Source organism: Microcoleus sp. LEGE 07076 (genome assembly GCF_015207455.1).
Classification (GTDB): Bacteria; Cyanobacteriota; Cyanobacteriia; order Cyanobacteriales; family Microcoleaceae; genus Microcoleus.
On the sequence record NZ_JADEWV010000191.1, the window covers coordinates 1 to 11,034 of the forward strand.

At 44.9% G+C, this 11,034-nt stretch carries 11 protein-coding genes and 1 pseudogene; 6 read left to right on the forward strand and 6 right to left on the reverse strand.

The window, feature by feature from the left end:
• Positions 1-47: 47 nt before the first annotated feature.
• Positions 48-266 (reverse strand): hypothetical protein, encoded by a 219-nt coding sequence (locus IQ270_RS23750; RefSeq protein WP_193975650.1) that lies wholly within the window; start codon positions 264-266, stop codon positions 48-50.
• Positions 267-427: 161 nt separating this feature from the next.
• Here IQ270_RS23750 and IQ270_RS23755 point away from each other — a divergent pair, with 161 nt between their 5' ends.
• On the forward strand, positions 428-628 hold the full coding sequence (locus tag IQ270_RS23755; protein ID WP_193975651.1) for a helix-turn-helix transcriptional regulator: 201 nt from the start codon (positions 428-430) through the stop codon (positions 626-628).
• Between the two features lie 165 nt (positions 629-793).
• Positions 794-1,276 (forward strand): hypothetical protein, encoded by a 483-nt coding sequence (locus tag IQ270_RS23760; protein WP_193975652.1) that lies wholly within the window; start codon positions 794-796, stop codon positions 1,274-1,276.
• 158 nt (positions 1,277-1,434) lie between these two features.
• On the opposite strand, the gene IQ270_RS23765 is transcribed toward IQ270_RS23760, so the two are convergent.
• Entirely contained in the window at positions 1,435-2,721 is a 1,287-nt protein-coding gene (locus tag IQ270_RS23765; protein ID WP_193975653.1) for a Glu/Leu/Phe/Val dehydrogenase, read from the reverse strand.
• Positions 2,722-2,997: 276 nt separating this feature from the next.
• On the opposite strand from IQ270_RS23765, the gene IQ270_RS23770 reads away from it, so the two are divergent.
• Complete coding sequence (locus tag IQ270_RS23770) at positions 2,998-3,609, forward strand: DUF4126 domain-containing protein (protein ID WP_193975654.1); 612 nt, start codon at positions 2,998-3,000, stop codon at positions 3,607-3,609.
• Positions 3,610-3,839: 230 nt separating this feature from the next.
• Here the strand turns inward: IQ270_RS23770 and hemH are convergent, their stop codons facing one another.
• Positions 3,840-5,003, reverse strand: a complete 1,164-nt coding sequence (gene hemH / locus IQ270_RS23775; RefSeq protein ID WP_193975655.1) for a ferrochelatase — start codon at positions 5,001-5,003, stop codon at positions 3,840-3,842.
• A 100-nt stretch (positions 5,004-5,103) separates the two neighbouring features.
• Here hemH and IQ270_RS23780 point away from each other — a divergent pair, with 100 nt between their 5' ends.
• On the forward strand, positions 5,104-5,763 hold the full coding sequence (locus IQ270_RS23780; protein WP_193975656.1) for a class I SAM-dependent methyltransferase: 660 nt from the start codon (positions 5,104-5,106) through the stop codon (positions 5,761-5,763).
• Positions 5,764-5,995: 232 nt separating this feature from the next.
• Here IQ270_RS23780 and IQ270_RS23785 read toward each other — a convergent pair whose 3' ends face one another.
• Together IQ270_RS23785 and IQ270_RS23790 are read right to left on the reverse strand one after the other, a co-directional pair.
• Positions 5,996-7,114, reverse strand: coding sequence for a hypothetical protein (locus IQ270_RS23785; RefSeq protein ID WP_193975657.1), 1,119 nt, complete (start codon positions 7,112-7,114; stop codon positions 5,996-5,998).
• A gap of 184 nt (positions 7,115-7,298) precedes the next feature.
• Complete coding sequence (locus tag IQ270_RS23790; RefSeq protein WP_193975658.1) at positions 7,299-7,505, reverse strand: hypothetical protein; 207 nt, start codon at positions 7,503-7,505, stop codon at positions 7,299-7,301.
• A gap of 678 nt (positions 7,506-8,183) precedes the next feature.
• Between IQ270_RS23790 and pheS the strand changes: the two genes are divergently transcribed.
• On the forward strand, positions 8,184-9,188 hold the full coding sequence (gene pheS, locus IQ270_RS23795; protein ID WP_193975659.1) for a phenylalanine--tRNA ligase subunit alpha: 1,005 nt from the start codon (positions 8,184-8,186) through the stop codon (positions 9,186-9,188).
• Positions 9,189-9,681: 493 nt separating this feature from the next.
• Here the strand turns inward: pheS and IQ270_RS23800 are convergent, their stop codons facing one another.
• Positions 9,682-10,125 (reverse strand): hypothetical protein, encoded by a 444-nt coding sequence (locus tag IQ270_RS23800; protein ID WP_193975660.1) that lies wholly within the window; start codon positions 10,123-10,125, stop codon positions 9,682-9,684.
• A 616-nt stretch (positions 10,126-10,741) separates the two neighbouring features.
• Here IQ270_RS23800 and IQ270_RS23805 point away from each other — a divergent pair.
• Positions 10,742-11,034 (forward strand): annotated as a pseudogene (locus tag IQ270_RS23805) (SH3 domain-containing protein); the annotation flags it as partial.

Consider the following 11,034-nt stretch of genomic DNA (forward strand, 5'->3'; position numbering starts at 1 on the left):
CCACCCAACGACTCCCTCCCCGTGTCCGGGAAGGGGTTCTTTGAAAATTACCGATCGAATGTTTTGTCGCAAGTGTCAGCTTGCTGCGACTGTAGCAAGTCGGGGCTAAATATTACCACGAATTTTCCGCAGGGAATTAAGCGGTGGAGAATCTCTAGATGACCATCTGCATCAGAGCGAGTGCGGAACTGACCAACTGTCAACCGCTGCATTTTGGGAAGCAAACGAACCAGCACCCAAGGGTAAAGTCGTTCTTTGTAAGGCATAATGAACTTGTCTCCATACGTATGGGAGCCAGAGCCAGTGCTGATAGGTTGGTAGCCGGGACGCACTGGCTTTCTGACGAATGTGATGTTCTCCTCTCATACTACGGACAAATTTTGGTTAAGTCAAGTTAACCATAGGAATTCTGAAATCGGTACAGTGAATGAGTAGTGTGGGAGAAAAACTCAAACAGCGACGCCAATCGCTTTCTTTGACGCAGCAGCAAGTTGCTGATGAATTGGGCGTGACTGTAACTACCGTGAAAAATTGGGAAGCGGGTAGACATATTCCAAAGCTGTATCTAGAACAGACGAAAGCATTGTGCAACCTCTTGAAGCTTTCCTTAGACGATTTGGTAGATTAAATATTTGTACGGTGCGTCGCTACGAGATTTTTAAGCCGAGCCGCAGATTATCGACAGCGACGCACCCTACGGTATCTACAGAACTTCATCAGATACAATTCTGAATTAAACGGAAATGATATAACAGCCAGATCGTACAATTAAAACTAGCTTGTTTTTTAGAATATGAAAATTCGCTGCATTGCAAACGAAGGGGCTTATTTGCCGGCAAATTACCTAAACCCACCGTTAGACATCACCACAGAAACTGAATTTAAACTGATAGTAGGTAAAGAGTATATTGTCTATGCTATCTCCCAATGGCCAGGTAATTTATCGTACTATATTTGCGACGAACGCTATACTTATTATCCTATACACAATCGGGCCCCGTTATTTGAGATAGTAGATGCCAGATATTCTCGGTACTGGCAAGTGCAATTAGCAACTAACGGTTTGTTAGAGATTGCTTTTGAGCATTGGTTTGACCTACCTTATTTTTACGATAAACTAACTGACGGAGAAGAAGAAACTCTTTTGATTTTTGATAAAATCAAAGAACTCATGGACGCTGAAGCTGCAATTCCTCAACCCAAACCTTTTTCAGTTGAGGAATTGCTGGCGATGCCTCCATTGCAGCCGGATCAACTAGCAAAAGTCCCTGGTTGAAATAATAGATTATTCGCCGATTGGAAATGGCTTTTGACCTCAAATTCGTATCTGGCTTCGATCGCCCCTGGAATACGAATTCGAGGTCAAACTATACAAACGAAGTCTATTCCTACCGGACGAGGAGAAAAGATTGAAATTGTGCGATCGCCCTTCCCTCAACCGTTCACATAATAATCCCGCGTTCCCTTCGCATTCATCGCTTCTCCGAGTCGATTCAACCCGTACACGTAAGCCGCAGTTCTCATGGAAACTGACAATTCCTGAGATATTTTCCAAATTGCCTCAGTTTCTTCGACCATTTTGTGCTGCAACCGCTGGTTGACTTCCTCCAGCGTCCAATAAAGTCCGCTGCGGTTTTGCACCCACTCAAAGTAGCTAACCGTTACGCCCCCAGCATTGACCAAAATATCAGGAATTATCTGGATTCCCCTCGCTTCTAAAATCAAGTCAGCAGCAGAATCGATCGGCCCGTTAGCTACTTCAAAAATAAACTTAGCCTTGACATCGTTAACATTGGCTTCAGTTATTTGATTCTCCAAAGCTGCTGGAACCAGCACGTCTACATCTAACGCTAAAAGTTGCTCATTTGTCAAGATTTCGTGTTCGACAATATTGCAAACTGAACCTTCGCAGTAAAGAGCTTTAATACCTTTGTTAGAGTCTTTAAAACCTCGAATACTGGGGATATCCAGCCCTTGTTTAGCATAAATTCCCCCTTGGGAATCGCTGACAGCAACAACTTTGTAACCTGCTTTCCAGAGCAGTTCTGCTATTTCTGCACCGGCATTGCCAAAACCTTGTACTGCTACGGTTGTATTTTGAGGATTTAGCTGAAATTTGGGCAGTATTGTTTCTATTACAAAAAAAGCGCCGGTTGCTGTTGCGGTATCTCTGCCCAAACTGCCGCCAATTGTCACGGGTTTACCTGTCACAACTGCCGGACAAAGCTGCCGTTTGATGATATTGTACTGATCCATCATCCAGCCCATAATCATGGGATTGGTGTAGACATCTGGCGCGGGAATATCGACATCGGGGCCGATGAAATCTGCGATCGCATCAATGTAACCCCGGCTCAACCTTTCCAATTCAAATTTGGACAATTCTTTGGGATTGACAGTAATTCCGCCCTTGCCTCCTCCGAATGGTATGTTGAGAACCGCACATTTAAAAGTCATCCAAAATGCCAAGGATTGCACTTCATCAAGGGATACTCCAGGATGATAGCGCACTCCTCCTTTAGACGGGCCTCTGGTATTGTCGTAGCGCACCCGATAACCTTGGAAAATTCGCAGCGAACCATCGTCCATCCGCACGGGAATCGATACAATTAAGCTGGATTTGGGATATTTGAGTCGTTCGATCGTATCTTCGGAAAGGGATACGTATTTTAAGGCTCGTTCTAATCGGCGGCTGGCATCGGCAAATAATGAGTCAGACATAAGAAGTTATTAGTAAGTAGTCAGTAGTCAGTAGTCAGTAGTCAAAGAGAATAAGAATTCTGCTGCTGAAGCTAATTTAATTACAATCCAGGTTTAATTCTGTCAACTCTCAACAAACTGCTTTGTTTCGATCGCCAATTTCGCATTTTTAAGCAAAAATTAAGCAGATACACTTATAATAGAGAGTGAGCTCAATTGTGATGACATCAAGATTAATATTACCCGAAATCAGGACACGGCAGTGCCGTTTCCCTACAATTTAACTAAATTATTATTATGGTTGGACTCCTAGCCGCGCTCTCTGCGTCTGCGGCGGGGGGTATGAGAATTGCCCTGCCCCTGCTGTTAATTGGTTTGTTGCGGATTGACAAACTTTGGTCGGAAATACCTTTATTGCGTAGGATTCACCCCCAAGTTGCGATCGCCATCTTGGTGAGTTGGTCGCTGTTAGAACTATTTGCTTCTAAAACTTTTGTGGGACAGCGGGTGCTGCAAATTGTGCAGATTGTTTTCAGTCCGATTGTAGGAGCAATTATGGGAATTGCGATCGCTCAGGTAAGTTCGATCGACGAAATTATTGCTCACCCTTGGATGCTGTGGATTATTGGTGTTGTCGGAGGTTTGTTGGCTTTAGTGCTGCAACTGGTACAAGCAGGATGGCTTTATCGGCTGCGGCGTTTGCCGATTTGGGTGATTTTCTTGCAAGATGTTCTGTGCATTTCCTTGGTTTTGTTTGCCTTTGATGCCCCGCGAGAGGGAGCGTTAATTGCTATGCTGCTGCTGTGGCTGGCAATTCGCAGTTCTAAAGAGTGGTATCGCTGGTACAGAAGTCAGGGAATAGCGGGCGATGGGGGAAATCCCCGCCGCCACAAGCGCGATCCAGATTAATTTAGTCAGTTGTAAGTTGTCAGTTGATTGTTGTGATTAGTTATTTGTCCTATCAATGTCCGGTAGCATCCGACTTGTATCGGGGGGGGGCGGGTTTATTATATTGTCGATTACAAGCAATTATTGTTAGTGAACCCGCCCCTACAAAATTCATACAATTCCCAATCAAACAGACATGATATCATTAGTCATTTGTAACCACAGTCAACAGTCAACTAACTACGGTCAATTTAAAGCAAGCCGATCGAGTGTAGCGGGCCTTGACCCGTAACTAACTCGATCACTAATGCTATAAAACCAATCATTGCTACACGACCGTTCCAGACTTCGGCCCCCGTTGTCAAACCCCACTCCCATTGCTCTTGAGGGTACATTTTGACTTTCTTGGAAGGGCGTATCACATCAGAGAATTTAACGCTGGGAGATTCGATCGACTCGATGACTAAATCGGCCAAGGCTTCAATAAATACCGGATGACTGTTCAGGGCGGGCACTCGGTAGAAATTTTCAATCCCCGATTCTTCTGCTAGTTCTCGATATTCCATGTCAATTTCTTGGAGAGTCTCGATGTGTTCGGAAACAAAACTAATCGGAACTACCAACAAATCTTGGACTCCATTTTCTGCCAATTCGGTAATCGCGTCTTCGGTGTAAGGCTTGAGCCATTCCACCGGGCCAACCCGACTTTGATAAGCTAAAGTGTGTTCGTTCGATCGGTTCAAATGTTCCATAATCAGACGAGTGCAATCTTCTATCTCGCGCTGATACGGGTCTCCAGCCTCTTCTACGTAGCTGAGGGGGACACCGTGGGCGCTGAAAAAGATGTGTACTCGATCGGGATGAGGATTGTGGTCTAGTTCTTGGGCTATCAGTTCCGACATTGCCTGAATGTAGCCTGGGCGCTGATACCAAGAAGGAATAGCGGTATATTCGATCTCGTTGAGGGCTGGATCTTTGCCCCACATTTCTTCAAGTTGCCGGAAGCTAGAACCGCTGGTGCTGATCGAAAATTGAGGATACAGCGGCAAGATTGTCAATTGTTCGATACGATCGCGCTTAATTTTGGCGATCGCCTCTTCGGTAAAAGGATGCCAGTAGCGCATCCCCACGTATACTCTGGCATCTTGTCCTTTTTCTTGCAATCGTTCTTGCAGCGAAGCGGCTTGTTCTTCAGTAATCCGCCGCAAAGGAGACCCGCCCCCGATTTGGCGGTAATTTTCCTGAGATTTCTGAAACCGCAGGGTCGAAATCAACCACGCGAGGGGTTTTTGCATCCACGGAAACGGAATGCGAATGATTTCCGGGTCAGCAAACAAGTTGAACAGGAAAGGACGGACATCCTCGATTTGGTCTGGCCCGCCCAAGTTTAATAGCAATACTCCCACACGACCCATAGCGGTTACAGCTCTCCCATCGTCTCAGTTCTGTTACTTATCTTTATGATATAACTTAATAATATCTTAAGTCGATAGCAAGGTATACATAATTTTGACTGTGGCAACAATTTTTAGAGATTTAAGTTATCGGTATCAGTGGCTGTACGATGCGATCGCCCGTCTGGCTGCTTTGAGCGTAGGTGGCGAGGCTCGTTTTCGCCAGCTAGCCCTGCAAAATTTGACCTTGGGGGCGGAAACTAAAGCTTTAGACCTTTGTTGCGGTAGCGGTCAGACTACGCAGTTTCTAGTGCAATATTTCCAGGATGTCACAGGACTCGACGCTTCGCCGAGATCGCTCGAACGGGCCAGGAAAAATTTGCCGTCAGCCAATTATGTAGAAGCTTTTGCCGAGTCGATGCCTTTTCCCGACTGTCATTTTGATTTGGTGCACAGCAGCGTGGCGATGCACGAAATGCAGCCCCTACAGTTGAAGCAAATTTTTGAAGAAGTTTACCGCGTACTGAAGCCGGAGGGTCTATTCATTTTGGTAGATTTTCATCGGCCCACCAATCCGGTATTTTGGCCAGGGTTAGCTGTGTTTTTGTGGTTGTTTGAGACCGAAACTGCTTGGGAATTGATCGAAACTGATTTGGGAACTTTGTTGGCAGAGGTGGGATTGCGATCGTACAATTCCGAAGCAGCTCAACAACCCAAACTTTATGCTGGCGGGAGTATTCAGGTAATTCAAGTTCAAAAGTCAGTAGTCAGTAGTCAGTAGTTATTAGTCATCAGTCAGCAGTCATTAGTAACGGATGCGCCTATCACGCTAACAAACTGGGTTTCTCAGCTCGTGAGTGCGCGAGCAAGAAACCCGGTTTCTACGAGTTGTGGGTTGAGTGACGATAAATATTAAAAGAAACCGGGTTTCTCAAGTCGTGAGTGCGCGAGCACCTTACTCTACATTTAAACTAATGACTAATGACGAATGACTACTGACTAATGACTACTGACTAAACAAACTTTTTCGCTTCTGTCAAAGCCGCCTCAAACTTGACCAACACATCCTTTTCTGTGTGAATAACTTTCTCTTGTTCCAGTAGCGAACGGCCAAAGCGAAAAATGCCATCTTGTTCTACGTGGTCTACAGCAGGAAGAGTTTCGGGATGCGGCAAAAATTTTCGGCCGATCGTGTACGGCGTGTGGTAAGAAAAACTCAAATCTGGGAACTTATCGCTCTTGATTTCGAGATAGTAAAGCGAGTAATAATCTTTGGTTTCGCAGTACACGCATTCGCGGCATCTATTTACCAGTTTCCGGTTCTGATTAAAAAATTCCCACTTGTCCCAATAGTAGCCATCTTTCATCATATTCTGGTGGTCGTCGCACAGTTCCAGATATAATTTGTCAGCATCAGGAGGACGGTAGAAGTAAAGCATGGCGTAAGGCATTTCAATCAGCAACTTAACTGCTTTATTTTTGCGTTCGTACCATTCCTGCTGGTGAGTTTCGTATATTTTGTTAGATTCAACTGCTTGACTCTTGAGCTGATTTTCTTTTGCCCACCGCGATGCCCAAACTGTCCAGTAAGCTAGCTGGAAGGTAGCAGAAATTTCCGCCGAACCTTGTTCTTTCCAGTCGGCAATTATTTTTTCCCAATCTGAACTAAACGCAACTCGGGATTGTTCGTTTTCGGCGAAATTTTCTGTAGAGAATGATGCGGCTGTTTGGCGATGACTTTTAATCAATCGTTTGGGTTCTTTGCGCCAGTTGTTAATTTCGGATTGCGTGAGACTTAAGATGAATCTTCTGTCATGAACGGGATATTCTAAATGAATTCCAGATTTGCGGAAAGAGCGGTATTCTAAAATAGGGAGTTTACCTTGTTCGATCCACAGTTGCCGTTCTGCTGCCGAACAATCGAGCATTGCTTCTAATTCTACCGGAGCGACGGCTAATTCACTTTTGAATGTCTCCCAAAATCTTTTTTCTTCGGCTGCGTTTACTTCTAGCACGGATACAATTCGGTTGACGATCAGGTCTGTTTTGTCTTGGCAATTGTCAGGAAGTCCTAAGAAGTCGAGGAGTTTGGTCTTGAGTATGCGTCTGGAAGAGATTAGCGAGGCTAACATGAGAAGCTCCAGTAGAGTCTGAAATTGCAATCTTGAATTGGCAAGATTTGTGCAAGTCTTATATATCTTAATAGATTCTATAGAGTTGTCGGCAATTGAATTCAAATTCGATCGACTGTTACCGATATCATCCGCCAGGGGCACTGCTGTCTGCATACCCGCAATACCTCGGTTTCACCGAATTTTAGCCGAAAGGTCGATCGCCCCATTCATTCTCATCTAAGCAAAAATACCCAAAACAATGTCGCCCGGTCGATCGGGTGGCTAAACCGGCTAAAATCGATAATTGCGATCGGGCATCCACAAACTCACAGGCACAGCATTGCCTGTCAAGATGCGTGTATCCTGGTTGCAGCGTCAGTGACTGTTGACTGTTGACAGGATTGTACAATTGACTGTTGACTGTTGAGTGTTGACTGCTGACTGCTGACTGTTGATTGGATTTTACAATTGGGATGTTACCGGATTTGATCTGACTAATGACTAATCTGCATCTGCGTGAATCGGCGTCAATCAATTGTCATCTGCGGTGATACATTCTCTTTTTTTTTAAACCGCAGATGAGGGCTGATTAACACAGATTAACGCCTCGGAATTAGATTGATTTTGGTGGCGGCGTCAGTGATGGTTGACTACTGTTGACTGTTGACTGTTGATTGGATTTTACAATTGGGATGTTGCCGGATTTGATCTGACTAATGACTAATCTGCATCTGCGTGAATCGGCGTCAATCAATTGTCATCTGCGGTGATACATTCTCTTTTTTTTTAAACCGCAGATGAGGGCTGATTAACACAGATTAACGCCTCGGAATTAGATTGATTTTGGTGGCGGCGTCAGTGATGGTTGACTACTGTTGACTGGATTGTACAATTGGGATGCTACTGACTAATGACTACTGACTACTGACTACTGACTACTGACTAACGATCGCCCGCAGTGCCGATTTTGCACTGTTTGTTCTAAAATCTCAAATATACAAGCCCGTAGTACCAAGATTGCGGTAAACTCAGCTTGGTCTAAAACAGCCTTCAATCTAAAATCTCAAATCTTAAATCTAAAATCAAGATGACTGTTCAACTAAGCGATATTGAAACTCAACTAGAAAGCCTCTCTCAAGAGTCCAAAAGTGCGATCGCAACGGCGAATACCCTCGAACAACTCGAACAGTTGCGCGTGGGCTACCTAGGCAAAAAAGGCAAACTCTCTCAAATTTTAGGCATGATGGGTAAACTGCCGCCAGACCAGCGGCCCAAAGTAGGCGCGATCGCCAATACGGTAAAAGAAGCCCTGCAAGCCGACTTAGAAGACAAACGCGCCGGCCTCCAAGCCGCCCAAATCCAAGCCAAACTCGCCTCAGAAACCCTCGATGTCACCATGCCGGGAATTTTTCGCCCCCAAGGTCGAATTCACCCGTTAAACGCCGTTATAGACCGCGCTCTGGATATTTTTGTCGGTCTCGGGTACACGGTCGCCAACGGCCCGGAAATGGAAACAGATTATTACAACTTCGAGGCGCTCAACACCCCGCCCGACCACCCGGCGCGGGATATGCAAGATACATTTTACCTGCCAGGAGGCGACTTGCTGCGGACTCAGACATCTTCGGTGCAAATTCGCTACATGGAACAGCACAAACCGCCGATTCGGATTGTCTCTCCCGGCCGCGTTTACCGCCGCGATACTGTGGATGCTACTCACGCAGCAGTTTTCCACCAAATCGAACTTTTAGCAATCGATGAAGGTCTGACATTTACTGATTTAAAAGGCACAATTAAAGAGTTTTTGCGGCAAATGTTTGGACAAGATTTGCCGATTCGTTTCCGCACGAGCTACTTTCCGTTTACAGAACCTTCTGCTGAAGTTGATTTGCAGTGGAACGGCAAATGGCTGGAAGTTTTGGGCTGCGGTACGGTGGATCCGAACGTTCTTCAAGGAGTCGGTTTAGATCCTGAAAAATATACTGGGTTTGCTGCGGGTTTTGGGGTCGAGCGGTTCGCAATGGTACTTTATGAAATTGATGATATTCGCCGGGTTTATTCCAGCGATTTGCGCTTTTTGCGACAATTTTAAATAATGGATTGGGGTCGGTTTGAGGCTCTGTCTGGAGGTTTGGGTAAATGCAGAGCGATGCTGTTGGTTTCGACGGATGAGAAAAGAGCGAAAAAACACGCCCTCATGTCTGAAGAGTGTCACCCGGATTGGATTGGTTTTTAGTTAGGACTTTAGTATGTGGGAAAAGAATGACTAAAGTCCGAACGATCGAACCTTAAAAAGAATGACTAAAGTCCTGACTAGGAACCTTTAATACTTTTGGTTTTTAGTGAGGACTTTAGTCATAAAAATTTAATAACTTAAACGATTGCTCGTTACCAGGCAGAGCCTGGTAATGCAGATAGGCGAGGCTCTGGCTCCTTTGATCTGGTAACTTACAGGAGATAGGACTGTAGGAGGTGTTTAAGTTATTAAGTTTTCGATCCTTAGTATTTGGGACAAAAAAACTAAAGTCCTGACTACGAAACAGTTTGACAGTGCTGGAGCGAGCCAACACTATATTATTGATTGTCTAGTTGAAAGCATCCTTGATGCTGTCAACAGCGCGCTCGACAGCGTTCTTGGTGTTATTTACTGCTTCCTGAGTGCGAGCTGAATCTTCTTCTGCTCTTTTCTCGATTGTAGCGGCATCTTTCTTGGCTTTGCGCTCTACGAAACTACCATCATCCGATGCTCGATCGACTTTAGCAGCATTTGTCTTGGCAGTTTCCTTAACTTTTTCTTCTGCATCTTTGATGAAATTCTTGGCTCGTCCAGCATCTTTGCTGGCTTTTTCTTGCACCTGATCGCCAATATCTGCTGCTGCGATCGAGTTTACAGCAGGAGAGGCCATTGCTGCGGTGTTCGATAAAAACCCACCCTGCCAAACAAATGTCATCGCACACAAGCAAAGCACAGTTGCAGCCATCCAGCGCCCGACATTGGAAACCAGTTTGGCAAAATAATTCAGTTTCATAGAATACCAAATGAGATATGACATTCTATTTTTACCCGATCGCAACGATCGGCTGAACCATTCTCTAGATAGAGGTTATGAGACGGGGATCTGTTAAAAAAAATCCGTCTTTTGATAGATTGAAGCCAGTAACGTTAGTCTATTTGAGATTGAAGAATTGAATAATTTGAGATTGAAGAATTTGAGAAGAGATTCCACAGGCGAGATTTGGAGGCTTCTACAGTCAATTTGAGATTTGTGCTTGGCGCTAGAACAATTGACTGTAGAGCGACGATTGGACGAGTTTAAGGAATGCTAGCGATTAGCACTTTTTGCGCCAATATTAACAGAGGTGCGATCGACTATCACGCATTTAAACTACTGTTAACAGTTGACAGTTGACCCTCCCCCTTCTCTCACTCTCGCTCTGGGACTCTGACAGAACGATAAATTTACAGGTACTGCACCTGAATTTGTCGTCGCCCAATTCAGTAAAGATTAAATTTTATCAATAAAATTTGAGTCAAAGGTATAAAGAATGTTATATAAAACATTTGTATGGAATATAAATCGTTTTTTTTGCTATATTGACCTGCAATAAAGATAATGGTTTTGATTGTGATGAGGAGTTGAACGGATGAAAAACTTGAATTGCTGGAACAAACCCGCTGCATGGCTGGGCGCGATCGCGATCGTCGCCGGAAGTTTGCAGGTAAGTGCGATCGGTCATGCCGCCCCACCAACATCCACCAGTCAGGATGCTGAAAATATTGCTTTTGAAAACAGCGCCACCTTTCAAATAGCCCAAAATAACGGCCTCTGTCGCAAAGTCACTCCCAAAGAAGGTTTGACGGTTCGCCAGAACCCAGACCCCAAATCTCCGAGAGTTGGCGGTGTAGCAATGAATTCTCAGGTAACGCTGTTCCAAGG

What these genes read in the sequence shown, in the direction of transcription:
- IQ270_RS23750 (WP_193975650.1), bottom strand. Translation starts at nt 266, where the DNA reads ATGCCTTACAAAGAACGACTTTACCCTTGGGTGCTGGTTCGTTTGCTT.
- IQ270_RS23755 (WP_193975651.1), top strand. Translation starts at nt 428, where the DNA reads ATGAGTAGTGTGGGAGAAAAACTCAAACAGCGACGCCAATCGCTTTCT.
- IQ270_RS23760 (WP_193975652.1), top strand. Translation starts at nt 794, where the DNA reads ATGAAAATTCGCTGCATTGCAAACGAAGGGGCTTATTTGCCGGCAAAT.
- IQ270_RS23765 (WP_193975653.1), bottom strand. Translation starts at nt 2,721, where the DNA reads ATGTCTGACTCATTATTTGCCGATGCCAGCCGCCGATTAGAACGAGCC.
- IQ270_RS23770 (WP_193975654.1), top strand. Translation starts at nt 2,998, where the DNA reads ATGGTTGGACTCCTAGCCGCGCTCTCTGCGTCTGCGGCGGGGGGTATG.
- hemH (WP_193975655.1), bottom strand. Translation starts at nt 5,003, where the DNA reads ATGGGTCGTGTGGGAGTATTGCTATTAAACTTGGGCGGGCCAGACCAA.
- IQ270_RS23785 (WP_193975657.1), bottom strand. Translation starts at nt 7,114, where the DNA reads ATGTTAGCCTCGCTAATCTCTTCCAGACGCATACTCAAGACCAAACTC.
- pheS (WP_193975659.1), top strand. Translation starts at nt 8,184, where the DNA reads ATGACTGTTCAACTAAGCGATATTGAAACTCAACTAGAAAGCCTCTCT.
- IQ270_RS23800 (WP_193975660.1), bottom strand. Translation starts at nt 10,125, where the DNA reads ATGAAACTGAATTATTTTGCCAAACTGGTTTCCAATGTCGGGCGCTGG.